The organism is Halomonas sp. LMYGS-3, assembly GCF_059509875.1.
Window position 1 is genome coordinate 65,383 of sequence record NZ_JCAKFQ010000005.1, and the last position, 22,155, is coordinate 87,537.

Here is a 22,155-nt window from a genome sequence, read left to right on the forward strand (position 1 = left end):
TCCAAGTCATGAACAGGAGACACACCATGCAACGAAGACATCGATGACGCTTCCTCCGTGCGCCAGGGTACCGATGCCCTATCTCCTTGGCAGCACCGCACGCAACCGTGGCACGACGGCAACCGACAATGACAACTCCCGAGCCTGACAAACAGATAGAGGGTGCAACATGGAACAACTAGAACAGATTCCACTCACCGCATCGCATTGGGTATTCCTGCTGGTCATCCTGGCGATCTTCGTTTCCATCGGCTTTCGCAAGGGGGTCATCATCCCGTCCCTGGCCGGCATCTTCATGCTGGGCCTGCTGGCCGATGCCCCCCATGAGGGGGCGCTCAATCAATTGATCTTCGCCACCCAGGTGGTGTTCCGGTCTCTGCTCAACGCCGGGACCGAACTGTTCGACATCATGCTGGTCATCGCCCTGATGGTGGCCATGCTGAAGTCATTGCAGAGCCAGGGGGCCGACCGGCTCATGGTGGCCCCGATGAAGAAGCTGATGGTGGGGCCCTGGACCGCCTTCTTCGCCCTTGGCATCACCATGTATATCGCCGCCGCCTTCTTCTGGCCGACCCCCGCCGTCGCCCTGGTCGGCACGGTACTGATTCCGGTGGCCATGCAGGTCGGCCTGCCGGCGATCGGCGCCGCCATGGCGGTCAACCTGTTCGGCCACGGCATGGCCCTGTCGGCCGACCCGATCATCCAGGGGGCCAGCCGGCTCACCGCCGGGGCTGCCGGCATCGAGACCACCACCCTGGTCCCCTACACCCTGCTGTTCTCCCTTACCGTGGGCATCGTGGCCATCACCATCGCCTGCCTCAACCTGCGCCGCGACATGCGCTCGGGCGTGCTGGCCGCCCCCAAGTCCGACGAGGTCTTCTCCCGCAAGTCGGTGGGAGCCGCCGCGGTACAACCCACTACCACCACCGCCACGGAAGAGCCCGATACCGGCCCCTACGCCCGGCTCTTCGCCATCGCGGTACCGGTGATCCTGATCGGCATCGCCGCCCTGATGATCTACCGGGCCCTGTTCATGCCCGACCAGGCGATTCGTGGTGGCGGCGCCACAGCGCTGCTGGGGGGGACGGCCACCGTGCTGCTGGTGCTCTCCTCGTTCGCCTCGCATGGTCATCACGCCCTGGACGGTATCAGCAGCTATACCCGCGAAGGCTTCTTCTTCGCCATCAAGATCTTCGCTCCCATCATCCCCATTGCCGGATTCTTCTTCCTGGGCCACCCGGCGCACGCCGAGGCAGTGATCGGCACCGGTTCGACCGGCTACCTGTTCGATATCGGCCATAACATCGGCCACTACATCGACGGCAACGTCTTCCTGCTGACCTTCGGCATGGCCTTCATCGGCCTGCTCTCCGGCATGGACGGGTCCGGCTTCTCCGGCCTGCCCCTGGTGGGCTCGCTGTCGGGCGCCCTGGGGACCGGTGCCGGGGTCGACGTCAACGTGCTGGCCGCGCTGGGCCAGGTGGCGGCGATCTTCGCCGGCGGCGGCACCCTGGCCGCCTGGGCCTTCGGCGTGGCGGCCGATGCCGGCATCGCCGGGGTCAGCCCGGCCGCCCTGGTACGGCGCAACTTCGTGCCGGTCATCACCGGCATCGTCGTCGCCTGCCTCCTGGCCATCCTGCTGATGCTCTAGACCGCCCGCCCGGCATGGCCCGCCCCGGTATCGTGGGGGCCGGCCATGCAGGGCGGCTTGCCTGACCAAGGCAGGGCAGCGGGGTTGACGCACTCCTCGAGATGGCTCATGGTATACCATATGCCATGAACAGCGACTCCCCTGAACATCGCGGGCGTGCCGGACAACCTCCAGCCCCCGCCTGACGACAAAGACCCCAGGTGAATGCTATGCCCCTGATCAAGATCCACAAGAACGGCGAAGTCCACGAAGGTGAGGTCCAGCCCCACACCAACCTGGTCGTGCGCGCCGGGATCCGCCAGTTTCCCTACCCCCACCTGAGCTACGGCTGCGGCATGGGCAAGTGCGCCAAGTGCATGTGCAAGGTGATCCAGGGAGGCGCAGCACTTCCCGAGCCCAACTGGAAGGAGAAGAAGATGCTGGGGCCGCGCCTGGAGCAGGGCTACCGGCTCGCCTGCCAGCTGTGGGTGGAGGAGGATCTGGAGCTGGCGCAGGAGAGCGCCGGAGAAACGGCCCGGCCGGCGCGGCCGGACGCCGTCACCACGACCTCCTGAGCTCTCTTGTCCCCATGACGCACGAAGCCCATCGGCGCTTGCCGATGGGCTTCGTGCATGGGTGGCACCGCGTGACGGCAGGCGTCAACCCAGGTACTTGATCATCACCCCGGCGGCCACCGCCGAGCCGATCACCCCCGCCACGTTGGGGCCCATGGCGTGCATCAGCAGGAAGTTGTGCGGGTTCGACTCCAGCCCCACCTTGTTGGCCACCCGCGCCGCCATCGGTACCGCCGAGACCCCCGCCGCGCCGATCAGCGGGTTGATCGGCATCTTGCTCACCGCGTTCATCAGCTTGGCCATCAGCACCCCGGCCGCCGTGCCGATGGCAAACGCCACGATGCCCAGCGCCATGATGCCCAGGGTTTCGATCGCCAGAAAGCTCTCGGCCATCAGCTTGGAGCCCACGGCGAGGCCCAGCACGATGGTGACGATATTGATCAGCGCATTCTGGGCGGTATCGGAGAGGCGCTCGACCACCCCGCACTCGCGCATCAGGTTGCCGAAGCAGAACATCCCCAACAGCGGCGCGGCATCGGGCAGGAACAGCGCCACCAGCATCAGCAGCGACAGCGGGAAGACGACCTTCTCGAGCTTCGATACCGGCCGCAGCTGGGTCATGGCGATCTCGCGCTCGCCCTTGCTGGTCAACAGCTTCATGATCGGCGGCTGGATCAAGGGCACCAGCGCCATGTAGGCGTAGGCCGCCACGGCGATGGCGCCGAGCAGTTCCGGGGCCAGGATGCTCGAGACGTAGATCGAGGTCGGCCCGTCGGCGCCGCCGATGATGCCGATGGCGGCGGCCTGGTTGAGCGAGAAGTCCATCCAGCCCAGCGCCGTCAGGCCCACCGCCCCGAACAGGGTGGCGAAGATGCCGAACTGGGCGGCGGCGCCCAGGAACAGGGTGCGCGGGTTGGCCAGCAACGGGCCGAAGTCGGTCATCGCCCCCACGCCCATGAAGATCAGCAGCGGGGCGATGCCCGAGGCCACGGCCACCTGGTAGAAGACGTAGAGCAGGCCGTCGCCGTAACCGACGTTGACCGCCGCGTCGTGGGCGGCGCGCAGTTGGTCCGGCGAGGCGCCGTCGTGAGCCAGCACCTTGAGCGTGGCGCGCCACGCCTCCTCACCGGCCAGCGGATCGAGGGTCGCGCCGAACGCCGCGGCGATCTGCTGCAGCACCGCCGGGCGAGCCACCTCGAGGGCCTGATCCAGCGCCGAGATCGCCAGCCCCGCCTCGGGGATGTTGGCGAGGATGCCGCCGAAGCCGATCGGTACCAACAGCAGCGGCTCGAAGCGCTTGTAGATGGCGAGATACAGCAGTACCAGGCCGACGACGATCATCACGGCCTGCCCCGGGGCCAGGTTGTAGGCCCCCGAGCCGTACCAGAGGGTTACCAGCTTATCCATGGACAATCCCCTCAGAGCTCGATCAGCACGTCACCGACGGCGACGCTGTCGCCCTCGCCGACCCTGACGGCCGACACCGTGCCGGCGCTGGCGGCGCGCACCTCGGTCTCCATCTTCATGGCCTCGAGGATGATCACTACGTCGCCGGCCTTGACCGTGTCGCCCTCGCGCACGTTGACCTTGAAGATGTTGCCGGCCAGCGGCGCGCTGATCGCCTCGCCGCGGGGGGCCGGCGCGCTCTCGGCCGCCGGCGCCGCGGCGGCCTGCTCGGCCACCTGGCCGATCTCGCCGCCCTCGGTGACCTCGACCACATAGGCCTTGCCGTTGACCTTGACGGTGTAGGTCTCGGGGCCACTGGAGGCGGCCGGCGCCTTGCCGGGGGCGCCGCCCTGCCGCGAGGCGACCGGCAGCGACGCGGCGGCGCCGGGGTTGTCGGGGGCCTGGGGGGCCGGCTCGAAGGCATCGGGGTCGTCGCGGTGCTTGAGGAACTTCAGGCCGATCTGCGGGAAGAGCGCGTAGGTCAGCACATCGTCGATCTCGCGCTCGCCCTCGGCCAGGCGGATGCCCTCGACCCCGGCCTTGTCCCTGAGCTCGGCGGCCAGTCGGTCCATCTCCGGCGCGAGCAGGTCGGCGGGGCGGCAGGTGATCGGCTCGCCGCCCTCCAGCACCCGGGCCTGCAGCTCCGGGTTGAAGGGGGCAGGCGCGGCGCCGTACTCGCCCTTGAGCAGCGCCTGGACCTCCTTGGAGATCGACTGGTAGCGGCTGCCCATCATGACGTTCATCACCGCCTGGGTGCCGACGATCTGCGACGTGGGGGTGACCAGCGGGATGAAGCCCAGGTCTTCCCGCACCCGGGGAATTTCCTGGAGGACGTCGTCGAGCTTGTCGCCGGCGCCCTGCTCCTTGAGCTGGCCCTCCATGTTGGTGAGCATGCCGCCCGGCACCTGGGCGATCAGGATCCGCGAGTCGATGCCCTTCAGCGAGCCCTCGAAGGCGGCGTACTTCTTGCGCACCTCGCGGAAGTAGGCGGCGATCTCCTCGAGCAGTTCGAGGTCGAGGCCGGTGTCGCGCGCGGTGCCCTGCAGGATGGCCACCACCGACTCGGTGGGGCTGTGGCCGTAGGTCATGGACATCGACGAGATGGCGGTGTCGACGTTGTCGATGCCGGCCTCGGCGGCCTTGATCGCGGTGGCGGTGGACATGCCGGTGGTGGCATGGCACTGCATGTGGATGGGAATCTCCAGCGCGGCCTTGAGCTTGGTGACCAGCTCGTAGGCATCGTAGGGCTTGAGCAGCCCGGCCATGTCCTTGATGCACAGCGAGTCGGCGCCCATGGCGGCGATGGTCTTGCCGAGCTCGACCCAGCCGTCCAGGGTGTGCACCGGGCTCACCGTGTAGGAGAGCGTCCCCTGGGCGTGGCCCTCGACCTTGCGCACCGCCTGGATGGCGCGCTCGAGGTTGCGCGGGTCGTTCATGGCGTCGAACACCCGGAACACGTCGACGCCGTTGGTCCGGGCGCGCTCGACGAACTTGTCCACCACGTCGTCGGCGTAGTGGCGGTAACCGAGCAGGTTCTGGCCGCGCAGCAGCATCTGCTGCGGGGTGTGGGGCATGGCCGCCTTCAACGCCCGTATCCGCTCCCACGGATCCTCACCGAGGTAGCGGATACAGGCGTCGAAGGTGGCGCCACCCCAGGATTCGAGCGACCAGAAGCCGACGCGGTCGAGCTTCTCGGCGATGGGCAGCATGTCGTCCAGACGCATCCGGGTGGCGAACAGCGACTGGTGGGCATCGCGCAGGACGACATCGGTGATACCGAGCGGACGAGCAGCGTTGTCAGTCATGGGAGTGACCTTGTCGTGATGGAGTGGAGGGTGGAAATCGGAGAGGAGTCCTCAGCCGCGATGGCGCTGACGGTAGCGATGCAGGGCCGCACCGATCACCACCATCAGTTCCGCATCATCGCGGGCCGGGGGCACCGCACGGCCGGACGGGCCGGGGTTGGCCGGGGCCGGCTCGGGGAAGAAGCGGCCGATCGTCTTGGACATCAGGGTCGTGATGATCACCAGCACGGTAAGAAAAACAAAAACGAACCCCATGCCGAGGCCCATCAGGGCAAGCCCCTCCTGTAGTAGTTCGGTGTCCTGCATGCGCGGCATTCTCCTGAATCTTGTCTCCAGCCAGCGCCGATCTCACGCGATCGGGTTGGCTTGCGTAATTTTTTGGATCGTATAACCTGCCACACTCCCGGCAGATTGCAATGGCGCCATGGTGGAAGTCAGCGTTGTTAATTTACTACATAGCGGCCGCATCGGCCTAGCGCCCATGGAGGGCGTGATCGATGCCGTGACCCGCGACCTGCTGACCCGACGGGGCGGCTTCGACTGGACGGTCACCCAGTTCGTGCGCGTCGTCGATGCCCGGCTGCCGCCTCGCGTCTTCTTCAGGCACTGCCCCGAGCTCGCCACCCCCCGCGTCGCCACGCCCAGCGGCGCACCGGTGCACCTGCAACTGCTGGGAGCCGACCCGCAGGCCCTGGCCGCCAACGCCCGCCAGGCGCTCGAACTGGGCGCCGTGAGCCTCGACCTCAATTTCGGCTGTCCGGCCAAGCTGGTCAACCGCCATGACGGTGGCGCCTCGCTGCTGCGCGACCCTCGCCGGGTGCGGGCCGCCGTGGCCGCCGTGCACGCCGCGGTGGGCGACGCGATCCCCGTGACCGCCAAGATCCGCCTGGGCTTTTCCGACCGACGCCGGGCCCTCGAGTGCGCCCTCGCCGCCGAGGATGGTGGCGCACGCCAACTGGTGGTCCATGCCCGTACCCGCGACGAAGGGTATCGTCCGCCCGCCCACTGGGAGTGGGTCGGCCGCATTCGCCAGCGGCTACGCATCCCGGTGGTGGCCAACGGCGACATCTGGTCTCTCGACGACTACTGGAAGGCCCGCACCCTCTCGGGATGTCGCGACGTCATGCTGGGCCGCGGCGCCCTGGCCGACCCCTGGCTCGCTCCGCGCATCCGCCACTGGCAGACCACCGGCGAGCGACTGCCCACCACCCGCTGGTCGCAGCGGGGCCGGCTCCTGGCCGAGTATGCTGCATTGCAGCGTAGCATACTTCCCGATCGGGTTGTCACCTCCCTGGTGAAGCAGTGGCTGAACCATATGCGCACCCGCGACCCCGAAGCGGCCCGCCGCTTCCAGGCGCTCAAGCGCGTCACCGACCTGGATACCCTGATGGCAGGACTGCAGGCCGCGGAACCCGGCGTTTTCGCCCCGGTGAGACATGGCACGCCCAGCGCCGAGCCGGCCTGACGACGGAACGCCGCGGGCGAGCTGGAGTCACTGGATAAAAAAGAGGCGCTCGTCGCATCGCGACGGCGCCCCAAACGATCGCGGAACCGACGCACGAGCGGCGACGCCGATTCAGCCAGCAGATCGATACGAATCCGGAAAATAGAAGACCCGCCCTCGTGGGCGAGGACGGGTCGAGATCTGGCGCGCCCGGGAGGATTCGAACCTCCGACCACCTGATTCGTAGTCAGGTACTCTATCCAGCTGAGCTACGGGCGCTGAATGCAACGATGCAGTCACTGCAGGGAATGCGACACGAGGCGGGCATGCCATCGGCAACATCCACTCGAAGATGGCGCGCCCGGGAGGATTCGAACCTCCGACCACCTGATTCGTAGTCAGGTACTCTATCCAGCTGAGCTACGGGCGCTCTATCTTCATGCTGTGTCAGCTCGCTCCCGGCGGATTACCTCCAGCGAGGCGACCAGTCAGGAACGTGGCGGAGAGGGAGGGATTCGAACCCTCGATGGGGCTATAAACCCCATACTCCCTTAGCAGGGGAGCGCCTTCAGCCACTCGGCCACCTCTCCCTCATCGACACGGCGCGTATGTTACCGTTTCTGAAGGCCATTGTCCAGCGACCTCCGCGGTTTTTTCAGGCCAGTGTCGGCGATCACCCCGGCATGCCTCAGCTCCCCTGATCGCCATCCTCGGCATCGGACTTCTCGCGCTGTATGCGCTGGTAGATCTCCTCACGATGCACGGCGACATCCTTGGGAGCGTTGACGCCGATTCGGACCTGGTTTCCCTTGACGCCCAGCACGGTGACGGTGATGTCGTCTCCGATCATCAGGGTTTCGCCGACTCGGCGGGTCAGGATGAGCATAGCTGATCTCCTTCTCAGACTTGTTCTCGGACTTGCTGGCAACGGGATGTTCGCCGACAGGGCGGCGCCGCCTCATTATGTGGCATAGCGTCGTCCCTGACCAATGGCGCCGGCTCCATGACACCCCGCGCAGCCCGTTGAAGGGAAGCGCCGTCACGGGGGGGGCACGGACTTCCCTACAAGCGTAGAAGGTGTCGGCCGCACGCGACGCGCTTATTCGCTCTCGATATCGCTCTTGTCGAGCCCGAAGGCCTTGTGCAGGGCCTTGACCGCCAGCTCCATGTGCTTCTCGTCGACCACCACGGAGATCTTGATCTCGGAGGTGGAAACCATGCGGATATTGATGTTTTCCTCGGAGAGGACACGGAACATCTTCGAGGCCACACCGGCATGGGAACGCATGCCGACGCCCACCAGCGAGACCTTGGCGATGTTGTCGTCGCCCTTCACCTCGCCTTCACCCAGTTCGGGCAGCACCTGTTCCTTGAGGATCTTCAGGGTCTGCTTGTAGTCGCCCTTGGCCACGGTGAAGGTGAAGTCCGTATAGTCGCCGGCCGGCGCCACGTTCTGCACGATCATGTCGACCTCGATGTTGGCGTCGGCGATCGGGCCGAGGATGCGCCAGGCCACGCCCGGCACGTCAGGGGTGTTGAGCAGGGTCAGCTTGGCTTCGTTGGCGGTGAAGGCGATGCCGGAGATCAGCGGTTCTTCCATGGAGTCCTCGTCTTGGTCGGAGTCTGCAACGATCAGGGTGCCGGGGCCGTCCTCGAAGCTGGACAGCACGCGCAGCGCGACATTGTACTTGCCGGCGAACTCGACGGCGCGGATCTGCAACACCTTCGAGCCGAGGCTGGCCAGCTCGAGCATCTCCTCGACGGTGATAGTGTCCAGGCGCTGGGCCCTGGAGCAGACCCGCGGGTCGGTGGTGTAGACGCCGTCGACGTCGGTGTAGATCTGGCACTCGTCGGCGCCCAGCGCCGCGGCCAGGGCCACGCCGGTGGTGTCGGAGCCGCCGCGCCCGAGGGTGGTGATGTTGCCCTCCTCGTCGACGCCCTGGAAGCCGGCGACCACCACCACCTTGCCGTCGTCCAGGTCCTCGCGCATCTCGTCGGTCTCGATGCGCTGGATGCGCGCCTTGGTGTGGGCGCTGTCGGTGAGGATGCCCACCTGGGACCCGGTGTAGGAGGTCGCCGGCACGTCCAGCTTGTGCAGTGCCAGGGCCAGCAGCGAGATGGTGACCTGCTCGCCGGTAGAGACCAGCATGTCCATCTCGCGCGGCGTCGGCTCGTCGTTGATCTCGTTGGCCATGCCGATCAGGCGGTTGGTCTCGCCGCTCATGGCGGAGACCACCACCACGACCTGGTGGCCGTCGTCGCGGAAGCCCTTGACCTTCTCGGCCACGGCCTTGATGCGCTCCACGGAACCCACCGAGGTGCCGCCGAACTTCTGTACGTATAGTGCCATCTGCCGTTTTCCCTCGTGTATCGAGCGGGTCGTGCCCGGATGAGTGAAAGGTGAATGAATGCGACCAGGGCCGGAGCATCGCCGCCACCGGCCCTGGGTGAATGGGATTACTGAAGCCGCGCCTCGACCCAGCCCGGAACGCTCGCCAGCGCCCCCGGCAGGGCCGCCACGTCGCTGCCGCCGGCCTGGGCCATGTCGGGACGGCCACCGCCCTTGCCGCCGACCTGGGACGCCACGTGGTTGACCAGTTCACCGGCCTTCACGCGGGACGTCAGGTCGTCGGTGACACCGGCGATCAGGCTGACCTTGCCGGCGCGCTCGTCGGCCACGCCCAGCACCACGATGCCGGATCCCAGCTTGTTCTTGAGCTGGTCGAGCATGCCCCGCAGCTCCTTGCCGGAGACCCCCTCGAGGCGGGTGGCGAGCACCTTGACCCCGTTGACCTCCCGGGCCTGGCCGAGCATGTCGCTGCCGGCGGCGCTGGCGAGCTTGGCCTTGAGCCGCTCGAGCTCCTTCTCCAGGCTGCGGTTGCGCTCGAGCAGCGATTCCACCCGCTCTTCCGCCTGCTCCGGCCGGGCCTTGAGTCGCTCGCCGATGCGGTTGAGGCGGGCCTCCTGCTCGCGGAACCAGGCCAGCGCTCCCTGGCCGGTGATCGCCTCGATGCGACGCACCCCGGAGGCGATGCCGGCCTCGCTGACGATATGGAAGCAGCCGATGTCGCCGCTGCGCGCCACGTGGGTGCCGCCGCACAGCTCGATGGAGAAGTCGTCGGCGCCGATGGTCAGTACCCGCACGTCGTCGGCGTACTTGGCCTCGAACAGGGCGGCCGCCCCCTTGGCCTTGGCCGCGTCGAGGCTCATGTGCTCGATGCGCGTCGGGGCATTGGCCAGGATCTGCTCGTTGACGATCGCCTCGACCTCGGCCAGCTGCTCCGGCGTCATCGCCTCGAAGTGGCTGAAGTCGAAGCGCAGGCGTTCGGGGGTGACCAGCGAGCCCTTCTGCTGCACATGCTCACCGAGCACCAGGCGCAGCGCCTTGTGCATCAGGTGGGTAGCCGAGTGGTTGCGCACCGTGGCCGCGCGCAGGCCGGCATCGACCTGCGGCCGCACCTCGGCGCCGACGGCGAGGCTGCCCTCGAGCAGCACGCCGTGATGCAGGTGATGGCCGGCCTGCTTCTGGGTGTCGGTGACCAGGAAGCGGCCGCCCTCGACATAGAGGTAGCCGGTGTCGCCCACCTGACCGCCCGACTCGCCGTAGAAGGGGGTACGATCGAGCACCACGACGCCATGCTGCTCGGGCTCGAGCCCGACCAGGTCATTGCCCTCGCGGTCGACGATGGCGGTGACGGTGGCGCGATCCTCCAGGCGGTCGTAGCCGGTGAAGGCGGTCTCGCCCTCGAGATCCAGGGCAGCACCGTAGTCGGCACCGAACTGGCTGGCGGCACGCGCTCGCTCACGCTGGGCCTCGAGTTCGCGCTCGAAGCCCGACTCGTCGAGGGTCACGCCGCGCTCGCGGCAGACGTCGGCGGTGAGGTCATAGGGAAAGCCGTAGGTGTCGTAGAGCTTGAACACCGTCTCGCCGGGCAGCACCTCGCCGTCGAGCCCGCCCAGGGCCTCCTCCAGCAGGCTCATCCCGTGCTCCAGGGTACGGGCGAACTGCTCCTCCTCCTTGAGCAGGATGCGCTCGATCTGGGGACGCGCCCGCCGCAGCTCCGGGAAGGCCTCGCCCATCTCGGCGTCCAGCGCTCCCACCAGCTTGTGGAAGAAGGCGCCCTTGGCGCCCAGCTTGTGGCCGTGACGGATGGCGCGGCGGATGATCCGGCGCAGCACGTAGCCGCGCCCCTCGTTGGAGGGCAGCACGTCATCGGCGATCAGGAAGGCGCAGGAGCGGATGTGGTCGGCGATCACCCGCAGCGAGGGCGTGGTGGTGTCGGCGTGGCCGGTGGCGCGGGCCGCGGCCTCGAGCAGACGCTGGAACAGGTCGATCTCGTAGTTGGAGTGCACCCCCTGCATCACCGCGGCGATGCGCTCCAGCCCCATGCCGGTGTCGATGGAGGGCTTGGGCAGCGGGTTCAGGTTGCCGGCCGCGTCGCGGTCGAACTGCATGAACACCAGGTTCCAGATCTCGATGTAGCGGTCGCCGTCCTCCTCGGGGCTGCCGGGAGGCCCACCCCAGACCTCGGGGCCGTGATCAAAGAAGATCTCCGAGCTCGGTCCGCACGGGCCGGTGTCGCCCATCTGCCAGAAGTTGTCCTCGTCGAGCTTGGAGAAGCGCGCCGGGTCGATGCCCATCTCGTCCTTCCAGATGCGCTCGGCCTCGTCGTCGCTGACGTGGACCGTGACCCACAACTTCTCCTTGGGCAGGCCCAGCACCTCGGTGAGGAAGACCCAGGCGAAGCGGATGGCGTCGCGCTTGAAGTAGTCGCCGAAGCTGAAGTTGCCCAGCATCTCGAAGAAGGTGTGGTGGCGGGCGGTATAGCCGACGTTGTCGAGGTCGTTGTGCTTGCCGCCGGCGCGTACGCAGCGCTGGGACGAAGCGGCCCGCACGTAGGGGCGCGGGTCGCGGCCGAGGAAGACGTCCTTGAACGGCACCATGCCGGCGTTGGTGAACAGCAGGGTCGGATCGTTGCCCGGCACCAGGGAGCTGGACGGCACGACGGTATGGCCGTGCTGCTCGAAGTAACTCAGAAAGGCCTGTCTGATATCTGCGCTTTTCATGGGGTATCCGTGGCGATGGCATGATGACCCGGCGGGCAGGCGGGAGTCCGGCGAGAGCCGGAAACGCCGCGCCGGCGCGCGCTGCTCGCGCCACCCGGGGCTTTCGCAAAGGGAGCCATTATACCGCAGTTGTCAAGCGACTGAAGGGGGCCGCTGACCGCGCCACTCGGGGCTGATCCGGCGGCAGGCCTCCGAGGAGGCGCTGTAAACCCGTCCCTGGGCGCTACTTTTGCCTTCCCTGGCAAAAGACCTCCTCTCCGGCCTGCCCCCGGCGCCCCTCGGCCAGACTATCCCTGTTCAGGCGTCTCGTCCCAGGCGTGGGCCAGCGCATGGCGCAGCTGGTCGAAGTCGAAGCCGCGACCGGCCAGGAAGCGCTCGCGACGGGCGCGCTCGCGGGGCGTGTCACCGGGGCCGACGAAGCGCCTGGACAGGGTGTCGCAGGCCAGGGCGAACCAGTCGGCCTCGCCCTGGCCCTCGAGCTCGGCGAAGGCGGCGCGAATACCTTCGCGATCGAGGCCGCGCCGCTCCAGCTCGGCGCGGATCTTCAGCGGGCCCTGCCCTCGAGCGACCCGCGAGCGCAGGAAGCTCTCGGCGAAGCGCGCGTCGGACTGCAGTCCCTCCTCGGCCAGGGCATCGAGGCACGCCTCGATGCCCTCCGCTGCATGGCCCCTGGCCGACAGTCGCTCGTGCAGCTCGGCGCGGGAATACTCGCGCCGCGCCAGCAGGCGAATGGCATCGTCCCGGGGCGCGGCGGGAGAAGAGGGGGATCGCATGACTTAGAGCAGGTCGTCCTCGCGCACCTCGGCGCCGGCCACCGCCTCCTCGTCGGCCTCGTCCTTCTTCGGCTCCGGTGCGGCGAGCAGCTGGGCGCGGATCTGGCTCTCGATCTCCTCCATGATGGCCGGGTTGTCCTCGAGGAACTGAGCGGCATTGGCCTTGCCCTGGCCGATCTTGTTGCCCTGGTAGCTGTACCAGGCGCCGGCCTTGTCGACCAGCTTGCACTGCACGCCCAGGTCGATCACCTCGCCGGCGTGGTAGATGCCCTTGCCGTAGAGGATCTGGAACTCGGCCTGGCGGAACGGCGGTGCCACCTTGTTCTTGACCACCTTGACCCGCGTCTCGTTGCCGGTCACCTCGTCGCCCTGCTTCACCGAACCGGTGCGGCGGATGTCGAGACGCACGCTGGCGTAGAACTTCAGCGCGTTGCCGCCGGTGGTGGTCTCGGGGCTGCCGAACATCACGCCGATCTTCATGCGGATCTGGTTGATGAACACCACCATGCAGTTGGCGTTCTTGATATGACCGGTGATCTTGCGCAGCGCCTGGGACATCAGGCGCGCCTGCAGGCCGACGTGGGAGTCGCCCATCTCGCCCTCGATCTCGGCCCGCGGGGTGAGTGCGGCCACCGAGTCGATGATGATCACGTCGACGCCGCCGGAGCGCACCAGCATGTCGCAGATCTCCAGTGCCTGCTCGCCGGTGTCGGGCTGGGAAACCAGCAGGTCGTCGAGGTTGACGCCGAGCTTCTCGGCATAGCTCGGGTCGAGCGCATGCTCGGCGTCGATGAAGGCGCAGGTCTTGCCCTGGCGCTGCGCCTGGGCGATCACCGACAGGGTCAGGGTGGTCTTGCCCGAGGACTCCGGGCCGAAGATTTCCACCACTCGGCCATAGGGCAGACCGCCGATGCCGAGCGCGATGTCGAGCCCGAGCGAACCGGTGGACACCGACGGCATGACCACCCGCGGGGTATCGCCGAGACGCATCACGGTGCCCTTGCCGAACTGGCGCTCGATCTGGGAAAGCGCGGCATTCAGCGCCTTGGAACGGTTGTCGTCCTGAGCCATCACGGGTCTCCTGGCAATGGAATGAAACGAGAGGAGTGGATTGGGTACTGTATGACTGCACAGTAGTATGGCGAAAAAATCCTCGCTCGGCTAGCCTCGGCGACGGAGGCGCGTCAGTCGCGCTCCAGCTCCCGGATCAGTCCGACGAGAGCCTCCCGCACCGCCTGCTCGCGCACCGCGCGGCGATCGCCGGGAAAGTGGTGGCGGGCCGCCCGCTGGCGTTCGGCGGTGCCCCAGGCCAGCCAGACGGTGCCCACCGGCTTGTCGGGGCTGCCGCCCCCGGGGCCGGCCACCCCGCTGATCGCCACCCCGAGATCCGCACCGCTGTCGCGGCAGGCCCCGGCGACCATGGCCTCGACCACCTCGCGACTGACCGCACCGCACTCCGCGAGAGTCGCCTCCGGCACCCCCAGCAGGCGAGTCTTGGCGCCATTGGCGTAGGTCACGTAGCCGGTCTCGAACCAGTCGGAGCTGCCGGCCACGGCGGTGATCGCGCTGGCCACCCCGCCACCGGTGCAGGACTCGGCGGCGGTCACCGTCACGTCACGCTCGCGGCAGGCTCGCCCCAGGCGTTCGGCGAGCAGCGTCAGGTCGAGATTGGCCAGGTGAGAAGCACCAGGGGACATCGCATCGCTCCTGAAGGAATCTGCATGGATTTTTACGTACAATACGGCCTTTGTCAGCGACATGCAGGCCGACGTGCGCCGAACCGCCGCGGCCCCACGGAACCCGACGGAAACTCACAGGAACCCCATGTCCCAGGCCAGCGCCCAGCATACCCCGATGATGGCCCAATACCTCAAGATCAAGCGCGAGCACCCCGAGGTGCTGCTCTTCTACCGCATGGGCGACTTCTACGAGCTGTTCTTCGACGACGCCCGGCGTGCCGCCGCGCTGCTCGACATCACCCTGACCCAGCGGGGCCAGTCGGCGGGCAAGCCGATCCCCATGGCCGGGGTGCCCTACCACAGCGCCGAGGGCTATCTCGCCCGCCTGGTCCAGGCCGGCGAGTCGGTGGCGATCTGCGAGCAGATCGGCGACCCCGCCACCAGCAAGGGGCCGGTGGAACGACGGGTGGTGCGCATCGTCACCCCCGGCACCCTCTACGACGAGGCGCTGCTCGACGCCCGCCGCGACAACCTGCTGGTCGCCGTGGCCCCGCTCGGCGAGCGCTGGGGGCTGGCCTGGCTGGAACTCTCCAGCGGTCGCTTCAACGTGCTCGAGGTCGAGGGCGAGAGCGAGATGCTGGCCGAATTGCAGCGTCTCGACCCCGCCGAGCTACTGGTGGCCGAGAGCCTGGCCCTGCCGACCGCCCTGGAGGGGCGTCGCGGCCTGCGCCGCCAGAGCGACTGGCTGTTCGACCTGGAGGGCGCGACGCGCACCCTGTGCGACCAGTTCGGCGTCCAGGACCTGCGCGGCTTCGGCTGCGCCCACCTGGAGGCCGCCATCACCGCCGCCGGGGTGCTGGTCGACTATGCCCGGGACACCCAGCGCACGGCCCTGCCCCATGTCACCGCCATCGGCGTCGAGAGCCGCGACGACGCCGTGGTGATCGACGCCGCCAGCCGCCGCAACCTGGAGATCGACACCAACCTCGGTGGCACCGCCGACAACACCCTGGCCAGCGTGCTCGACACCACCGCCACGGCGATGGGCTCGCGGCTGCTCAAGCGCTGGCTCAACCGGCCGCTGCGCGACCGGGACCAGGTCACGTCCCGGCAGTCGGCGGTGGCCCTGCTGCTCGACGACGAGGGCTACGCGGCCCTGCGCGAGGCGCTCAGGGCGATCGGCGACATGGAACGCATCCTGGCCCGGATCGCGCTCTACAGCGCCCGCCCGCGGGATCTCGCCCGGCTGCGCGACGCCCTCGCGGCGCTGCCCGCGCTGGAGCGGGACCTCGGCGGCTACAGCGAGGGCTCGGCCCTCGACGAGCTGCGCCGGCACATCCGCCCCTACCCCGAACTCGCCGATATCCTGACCCGCGCCCTGGTCGAGAACCCACCGGTGGTGATCCGCGACGGCGGGGTGATCGCCGAGGGCTTCGACGCCGAGCTCGACGAGCACCGCGGGCTCGCCGAGCACGCCGGCGACTACCTGGTGCGCCTCGAGACCCGCGAGCGGGAGCGCACCGGCCTGCCCGGGCTCAAGGTCGGCTACAACCGGGTCCATGGATACTACATCGAGATCCCCCGCGCCCAGGCACGCGACGCCCCGGCCGATTACATTCGCCGCCAGACCCTGAAGAACGCCGAACGCTTCATCATCCCCGAGCTCAAGGAGTTCGAGGACAGGGCGCTGTCGGCCAAGTCCCGCGCCCTGGCCCGGGAGAAGCTGCTCTACGACGGCCTGCTCGACACCCTCAACGCCGAATTGGACACGCTGCAGGCCACCGCCCGGGCGCTGGCGGCGCTGGACGTGCTGTGTGCCTTCGCCGAGCGCGCCCAGGCACTGGACTTCGTGCGCCCCCGCCTGGCCGCCCTCCCCGGCATCATGATCCGCGGCGGTCGCCATCCGGTGGTCGAGCAGGTCAGCGAAACGCCCTTCGTGCCCAACGACCTGATCATGAATGATGAGCGAAGGATGCTCGTCATTACGGGCCCCAACATGGGCGGCAAGTCCACCTACATGCGCCAGGCGGCGCTGATCGTGCTGCTCGCCCACACCGGCAGCTTCGTGCCGGCGGACGAGGCGGAGATCGGCCCGGTGGACCGCATCTTCACCCGTATCGGCTCCTCCGACGACCTCGCCGGCGGGCGCTCCACCTTCATGGTCGAGATGACCGAGACCGCCAGCATCCTGCACAATGCCACCGACCACAGCCTGGTACTGATGGATGAGATCGGCCGCGGCACCAGCACCTTCGACGGCCTGTCGCTGGCCTGGGCCAGCGCCGAGCACCTGACCCGTACCCGCGCCTTCACCCTGTTCGCCACCCACTACTTCGAGATGACGGCGCTGGCCGACCAGGCCGGAGGCGTGGCCAACGTCCACCTGACGGCGGCGGAGCACAAGGATGGCATCGTCTTCATGCACCGGGTCGAGGAGGGCCCCGCCAGCCAGAGCTACGGACTGCAGGTGGCGCAGCTCGCCGGCGTGCCCACGGCGGTGATCGCCCGGGCCCGCGAGAAACTGGCCCAGCTGGAGCAGCAGGAGATCGACCAGGGCAGCCGCCAGCTCGCCTCTCCGGCGGGCGGGCCGGCCGTGCCGCAGCAGACCGATCTCTTCGCCAGCACTCCCCATCCGCTGGTGGAGGACCTCGGCTCGCTGGCCGTGGACGACCTGACGCCACGGCAGGCGCTGGAGCTTCTCTATCGCTGGAAGGAGACGGTGTGAATGACCGACAATGGCAGCGGGGCACGCTTGCGGGACAGCCCGCGCCACGACTAGAATGGCTCGATCAAATTATCAGGATTATAAGAAACGCCTTTCTTATAACCATTCCTGAGTTACTCATTACCGGCCGCGGGCGACCCCGGCCCGAGGGAGGGAGACTGGCATGACATTCGTCGTCACCGAGAACTGCATCAAGTGCAAGTACACCGACTGTGTCGAGGTCTGCCCGGTGGACTGCTTCTATGAAGGCCCCAACTTCCTGGTGATCCACCCCGACGAGTGCATCGACTGCGCCCTGTGCGAACCCGAATGCCCCGCGGAGGCGATCTTCTCGGAGGATGAACTGCCCGAGGGACAGGAGCCGTTCATCGAGATCAACGCCGAGCTGGCCGAGGTGTGGCCGAACATCGCCGAGAAGAAGGACCCGCTGCCCGATGCCGAGGAGTGGGACGGCAAGCCGGGCAAGCTGGAGCAGCTCGAACGCTGACGCCCGACCCGGGGAACGAAAACGCCGCCGCCGAATGTCTCACGACATTCGGCGGCGGCGTTTCTGCCCTGAGCGAAGAAGGAGAACACCAGGCAAAAAGGCGGCCCGCAGGCCGCCCGCTCCCAGCCAATCCTTGGGCGGTTCCCTCCGCCCGACTCCTGTGGCGTCTTCCCTGCCCGGAAGCGGCTTCCTGTCGCACCAGGCGCACCACATCTTGCATCCCGTTGCATCCTGCCGGGAGAACCTTCCCGTTCTCCCTTGTCCCGTGATCCATTGTGGCCAGCCCTGCGCTGCAGCACAACCACCCCCAAGTCGCACCTTGCGACCGGGCCCGCCTGGGCCACTCTCGAGGGCCAAGAAAATATCTCATTTAAATCAATGATATAAAAAAACCGACACTCGAAAGTGTCGGTCTTCATCATGCACGATGAGCGAATTTCTTCGCCCTAATGTAGGCAATTTCCTACAAAAAAACACGCAAAAGGCAACGGCGTTCGCTTACTGCCCCTTGATCGCGCCACGGCCCGGATAGCTCACCCGGTCGCCCAGCTCCTGCTCGATCACCAGCAGGCGGTTGTACTTGGCGACCCGATCGGAGCGGCACAGCGACCCGGTCTTGATCTGGCCGGCGCAGGTGCCCACGGCCAGGTCGGCGATGGTGGTGTCCTCGGTCTCGCCGCTGCGATGCGAGATCACCGCGGTGAAGCCGGCGTCCTGGGCCATGCGGATCGCCTCCAGGGTTTCGGAGAGCGAGCCGATCTGGTTGAACTTGATCAGGATGGAGTTGCCGATCTGCTCGTCGATGCCGCGCTTGAGGATCTTGGTGTTGGTCACGAAGAGGTCGTCACCGACCAGCTGCACCTTGTCGCCGAGCTTGTCGGTCAACGCCTTCCAGCCGTCCCAGTCGGACTCGTCCATGCCGTCCTCGATGGAGACGATGGGGTAGTCGTCGCACAGGCCCGCCAGGTAGTCGACGAAACCGGCGGCGTCGAAGGACTTGCCCTCCCCGGAGAGATTGTACTGGCCATCCCGGTAGAACTCGGAGGAGGCGCAGTCGAGCGCCAGGGTGACGTCGCGGTCGAGCTCATAGCCGGCATCGCCGACCGCCTGCTTGATCACCGCCAGCGCCTCGGCGTTGGAGGCCAGGTTCGGCGCGAAGCCACCCTCGTCGCCCACCGCAGTGGCCAGGCCGCGGGCAGCGAGCACCTTCTTCAGGGCGTGGAAGATCTCGGCGCCCATACGCAGCGCCTCGTGGAAGTTCGGTGCGCCCACCGGCTGCACCATGAACTCCTGGATGTCGACGTTGTTGTCGGCATGCTCGCCGCCATTGAGGATGTTCATCATCGGTACCGGCATGCCGTAGCGGCCCGGTTGGCCGTAGAGCTCGGCGATATGGGCGTAGAGCGGCATGCCCTTGGCGTTGGCGGCGGCCTTGGCGGCGGCCAGCGACACGGCCAGGATGGCGTTGGCGCCCAGCTTGGCCTTGTTGTCGGTGCCATCGAGGGCGAGCATGGCGTTGTCGAGACCACGCTGGTCGCGGGCATCCATGCCGATCAGTCGGCTGCGGATCGCGCCGTTGACCGCCTCGACGGCCTTCAATACGCCCTTGCCGAGATAGCGGCTCTTGTCGCCGTCGCGCAGTTCCAGCGCCTCGCGGGAGCCGGTGGAGGCGCCGCTCGGGGCGCAAGCCACCCCCATGGCACCGCTCTCCAGGCGAACTTCCGCCTGCACGGTGGGGTTGCCGCGGGAGTCGAGCACCTCGAGGGCGCGAATGTCGACGATCTTGGTCATGGGAGTTTTCCTTTTGTCGTGTCAGCGTGATGGAGAATCAGGTTATCGCGAGCGGCGCGAACCCCTTCACCAGGTCATCGAGGGCCTTGAGCTGGGTCAGGAAGGGCGCGAGCCTGTCCAGCGGCAGCGCACAGGGGCCGTCGCACTTGGCGTTGTCGGGGTCCGGGTGGGCCTCCAGGAAGAGCCCGGCCAGGCCCACGGCAACCCCCGCCCGTGCCAGCTCGGCGACCTGGGCACGGCGGCCGTCGGCACTGTCGGCCCGCCCGCCGGGGCGTTGCAGCGAGTGGGTCACGTCGAAGAAGAGCGGATAGCCGGTCTGCTTCATCTCGCCGAAGCCGAGCATGTCGACCACCAGGTTGTTGTAGCCGAAGGAGGAGCCACGCTCGCAGAGGATCAGGCGGTCGTTGCCGGCCTCCTCGCACTTGCGGATGATGTGACGCATCTCGTGGGGCGCGAGGAACTGCGGTTTCTTGATGTTGATCACCGCGCCGGTCTTCGCCATCGCCACCACCAGGTCGGTCTGGCGGGCCAGGAAGGCCGGCAACTGGATGATGTCGGCGACCTCGGCGACGGGCGCGGCCTGCCAGGGCTCGTGGACATCGGTGAGGATCGGCACATTGAGGTGCGCCTTCACCTCGGCGAGGATCTCCAGCCCCTTCTCGAGGCCGGGACCGCGGAAGGAGTGGATGGAGCTGCGGTTGGCCTTGTCGAAGCTGGCCTTGAACACGTAGGGCATGTCGAGCCTGCCCGTGGCCTCGACATAGGCCTCGGCGACCTCGAGGGCGAGTTCCCGGGACTCGAGCACGTTCATGCCGCCGAACAGCATGAGCGGCAATGAATTGCCGGCCTTCAGGCCGGCAAAGTCGATGTGACGTTCGGATGTGGTCATGGTTCGCCTCACTCCTGGTGCGAGGACTGGGCGCGGGTGCGCGCCGCCTTGTGCTCCAGCGCCGCATTGACGAAGCCGGTGAACAGCGGGTGGCCGTCACGCGGCGTGGAGGTGAACTCCGGGTGGAACTGGCAGGCCACGAACCAGGGGTGATCCGGCAACTCGATCATCTCCACCAGGGAATTGTCGACGCTCCTGCCGGAGACCACCAGGCCGGCCTTCTCCAGCGCCTCGACGAACTGGTTGTTGACCTCGAAGCGATGGCGATGACGCTCGACGATCTCGTCGGCGCCATAGGCCTCGCGGGCCCGAGTGCCGGGCTCGAGGTGACAGATCTGGCCACCCAGACGCATGGTGCCACCCAGGTCGGAGGCCGCATCGCGCAGTTCGATCTTGCCCTCGGCATTGATCCACTCGGTGATCAGGCCCACTACCGGGTGCTGGGTGTCGTGGGTGAACTCGGTGGAGTTGGCGTCCTCCCAGCCGGCCACGTGGCGAGCGAATTCGATCACCGCCACCTGCATGCCGAGGCAGATGCCGAGATAGGGGATGTCGTTCTCGCGGGCATAGCGGGCCGTCTCGATCTTGCCTTCCACCCCGCGCTCACCGAACCCGCCTGGTACCAGGATGGCATCCTTGCCGGAGAGTCGTTCCGGGCCGTGGCGCTCGATGTCCTCGGAGTCGATGTAGTCGACGTTGACCTTCACCCGGGTCTGGATGCCGGCGTGGATCAGCGCCTCGTTGAGCGACTTGTAGGCGTCGAGCAGCTCCATGTACTTGCCGACCATGGCGATGTTGATCGACTTGAGCGGGTTGAGCTTGGCGTCGAGCACGTGCACCCACTCGCCGAGGTCGGCCTCGTCGGCGGTGAGGCGCAGCTTGTCGCAGACGATCTCGTCGAGGCCGTACTCGTGGAGCATCAGCGGGATGCGGTAGATGGTGTCGGCGTCCTGCAGCGGGATGACCGCACGCTCCTCGACGTTGGTGAACAGCGCGATCTTGCGCCGCTCGGCTTCCTCGAGCTCGACCTCGCTGCGGCAGATCAGGATGTCGGGCTGGATACCGATGGAGCGCAGCTCCTTGACGCTGTGCTGGGTCGGCTTGGTCTTGGTCTCCCCCGCCGTCTTGATATAAGGCACCAGGGTCAGGTGCATGAAGATCGCCCGGCTCGCGCCCAGCTCGCTCCTGATCTGGCGGATCGACTCGAGGAAGGGCAGCGACTCGATGTCTCCCACCGTGCCGCCGATCTCGACCAGCGCCACGTCGAAGCCCTCGCCGCCAGCATAGACACGGCGCTTGATCTCGTCGGTGATGTGCGGGATCACCTGCACGGTGCCGCCCAGGTAGTCGCCGCGGCGCTCGCGACGCAGCACGTGCTCGTAGACACGCCCGGTGGTGAAGTTGTTGCCCTGGGTCATCTTCGTGCGGATGAAGCGCTCGTAGTGACCGAGGTCGAGGTCGGTCTCGGCGCCATCCTCGGTGACGAACACCTCGCCGTGCTGGAAGGGGCTCATGGTGCCGGGATCGACGTTGATGTACGGATCCAGCTTGAGCATGGTGACCTTGAGGCCGCGCGCCTCGAGAATCGCCGCCAGCGAGGCCGACGCGATGCCCTTGCCGAGTGAGGACACAACGCCGCCGGTCACGAAGATATATCGTGTCATGGAGAACCTGTCGAAACGTGATCATGAGGCGTGGCAGGAAGCCGCGCCAGGATGGGACGACAGACTAGCAGAATACGACCAATGGCTCAATTTCGGCCAGGCCACCACCCGCGGCTGTTCCGGCGACAGGTCTTCGCGGAGGCGCTGTGAACCCTCCCTGGGCGCTACCTTTTCCATCCC

At 67.4% G+C, this 22,155-nt stretch carries 17 protein-coding genes and 3 tRNA genes; 5 read left to right on the forward strand and 15 right to left on the reverse strand.

Annotation, left to right across the window (positions count from 1 at the left end):
* Nucleotides 1–169: 169 nt before the first annotated feature.
* Nucleotides 170–1,651 (forward strand): hypothetical protein, encoded by a 1,482-nt coding sequence (locus AC5W54_RS06370; protein ID WP_495961234.1) that lies wholly within the window; start codon nt 170–172, stop codon nt 1,649–1,651.
* Between the two features lie 209 nt (nt 1,652–1,860).
* Entirely contained in the window at nt 1,861–2,205 is a 345-nt protein-coding gene (locus AC5W54_RS06375; protein WP_495961235.1) for a 2Fe-2S iron-sulfur cluster-binding protein, read from the forward strand.
* Between the two features lie 84 nt (nt 2,206–2,289).
* Here AC5W54_RS06375 and AC5W54_RS06380 read toward each other — a convergent pair whose 3' ends face one another.
* The 3 genes from AC5W54_RS06380 to AC5W54_RS06390 are packed head-to-tail and all read right to left on the reverse strand — an operon-like array spanning nt 2,290 to nt 5,762.
* Nucleotides 2,290–3,612, reverse strand: coding sequence for a sodium ion-translocating decarboxylase subunit beta (locus AC5W54_RS06380; RefSeq protein WP_495961236.1), 1,323 nt, complete (start codon nt 3,610–3,612; stop codon nt 2,290–2,292).
* 11 nt (nt 3,613–3,623) lie between these two features.
* On the reverse strand, nt 3,624–5,456 hold the full coding sequence (gene oadA, locus AC5W54_RS06385) for a sodium-extruding oxaloacetate decarboxylase subunit alpha (protein WP_495961237.1): 1,833 nt from the start codon (nt 5,454–5,456) through the stop codon (nt 3,624–3,626).
* A gap of 51 nt (nt 5,457–5,507) precedes the next feature.
* On the reverse strand, nt 5,508–5,762 hold the full coding sequence (locus AC5W54_RS06390) for an OadG family protein (protein WP_495961238.1): 255 nt from the start codon (nt 5,760–5,762) through the stop codon (nt 5,508–5,510).
* A 175-nt stretch (nt 5,763–5,937) separates the two neighbouring features.
* Between AC5W54_RS06390 and AC5W54_RS06395 the strand changes: the two genes are divergently transcribed.
* Complete coding sequence (locus AC5W54_RS06395; RefSeq protein WP_495961397.1) at nt 5,938–6,921, forward strand: tRNA dihydrouridine synthase; 984 nt, start codon at nt 5,938–5,940, stop codon at nt 6,919–6,921.
* 181 nt (nt 6,922–7,102) lie between these two features.
* Here AC5W54_RS06395 and AC5W54_RS06400 read toward each other — a convergent pair.
* The 9 genes from AC5W54_RS06400 to AC5W54_RS06440 all read right to left on the reverse strand — a co-directional run bounded on the left by AC5W54_RS06400 (nt 7,103) and on the right by AC5W54_RS06440 (nt 14,437).
* Nucleotides 7,103–7,179 (reverse strand) — tRNA-Arg (locus tag AC5W54_RS06400).
* Nucleotides 7,180–7,253: 74 nt separating this feature from the next.
* Nucleotides 7,254–7,330 (reverse strand) — tRNA-Arg (locus AC5W54_RS06405).
* A 67-nt stretch (nt 7,331–7,397) separates the two neighbouring features.
* Nucleotides 7,398–7,490 (reverse strand) — tRNA-Ser (locus AC5W54_RS06410).
* A 98-nt stretch (nt 7,491–7,588) separates the two neighbouring features.
* The gene (csrA, locus tag AC5W54_RS06415; RefSeq protein ID WP_495961239.1) at nt 7,589–7,786 is read right to left on the reverse strand and encodes a carbon storage regulator CsrA; all 198 of its coding nucleotides are present in this window, start codon (nt 7,784–7,786) and stop codon (nt 7,589–7,591) included.
* Between the two features lie 213 nt (nt 7,787–7,999).
* Nucleotides 8,000–9,250: an aspartate kinase gene (locus AC5W54_RS06420; RefSeq protein WP_495961240.1), complete on the reverse strand. Its 1,251-nt coding sequence runs from the start codon at nt 9,248–9,250 to the stop codon at nt 8,000–8,002.
* 107 nt (nt 9,251–9,357) lie between these two features.
* Nucleotides 9,358–11,967, reverse strand: coding sequence for an alanine--tRNA ligase (gene alaS / locus AC5W54_RS06425; protein ID WP_495961241.1), 2,610 nt, complete (start codon nt 11,965–11,967; stop codon nt 9,358–9,360).
* Between the two features lie 287 nt (nt 11,968–12,254).
* The gene (locus AC5W54_RS06430; protein ID WP_495961242.1) at nt 12,255–12,740 is read right to left on the reverse strand and encodes a regulatory protein RecX; all 486 of its coding nucleotides are present in this window, start codon (nt 12,738–12,740) and stop codon (nt 12,255–12,257) included.
* Nucleotides 12,741–12,743: 3 nt separating this feature from the next.
* Nucleotides 12,744–13,811 carry a recombinase RecA gene (gene recA / locus AC5W54_RS06435; RefSeq protein ID WP_495961243.1) on the reverse strand — a complete coding sequence of 356 codons (1,068 nt, stop codon included), beginning with the start codon at nt 13,809–13,811 and terminating at the stop codon, nt 12,744–12,746.
* Between the two features lie 113 nt (nt 13,812–13,924).
* Complete coding sequence (locus AC5W54_RS06440) at nt 13,925–14,437, reverse strand: CinA family protein (RefSeq protein WP_495961244.1); 513 nt, start codon at nt 14,435–14,437, stop codon at nt 13,925–13,927.
* A 127-nt stretch (nt 14,438–14,564) separates the two neighbouring features.
* Here AC5W54_RS06440 and mutS point away from each other — a divergent pair, with 127 nt between their 5' ends.
* Nucleotides 14,565–17,144, forward strand: a complete 2,580-nt coding sequence (gene mutS, locus AC5W54_RS06445) for a DNA mismatch repair protein MutS (protein ID WP_495961245.1) — start codon at nt 14,565–14,567, stop codon at nt 17,142–17,144.
* Nucleotides 17,145–17,307: 163 nt separating this feature from the next.
* Nucleotides 17,308–17,631, forward strand: a complete 324-nt coding sequence (fdxA, locus tag AC5W54_RS06450; protein ID WP_495961246.1) for a ferredoxin FdxA — start codon at nt 17,308–17,310, stop codon at nt 17,629–17,631.
* A 498-nt stretch (nt 17,632–18,129) separates the two neighbouring features.
* Here the strand turns inward: fdxA and eno are convergent, their stop codons facing one another.
* From eno to pyrG, 3 genes are read right to left on the reverse strand one after another with little or no spacing between them, the layout of a single operon-like run.
* The gene (gene eno / locus AC5W54_RS06455; RefSeq protein ID WP_495961247.1) at nt 18,130–19,422 is read right to left on the reverse strand and encodes a phosphopyruvate hydratase; all 1,293 of its coding nucleotides are present in this window, start codon (nt 19,420–19,422) and stop codon (nt 18,130–18,132) included.
* A gap of 37 nt (nt 19,423–19,459) precedes the next feature.
* The gene (gene kdsA / locus AC5W54_RS06460; protein ID WP_495961248.1) at nt 19,460–20,311 is read right to left on the reverse strand and encodes a 3-deoxy-8-phosphooctulonate synthase; all 852 of its coding nucleotides are present in this window, start codon (nt 20,309–20,311) and stop codon (nt 19,460–19,462) included.
* A gap of 8 nt (nt 20,312–20,319) precedes the next feature.
* The gene (gene pyrG / locus AC5W54_RS06465; RefSeq protein ID WP_495961249.1) at nt 20,320–21,975 is read right to left on the reverse strand and encodes a CTP synthase; all 1,656 of its coding nucleotides are present in this window, start codon (nt 21,973–21,975) and stop codon (nt 20,320–20,322) included.
* Nucleotides 21,976–22,155 lie beyond the last annotated feature (180 nt).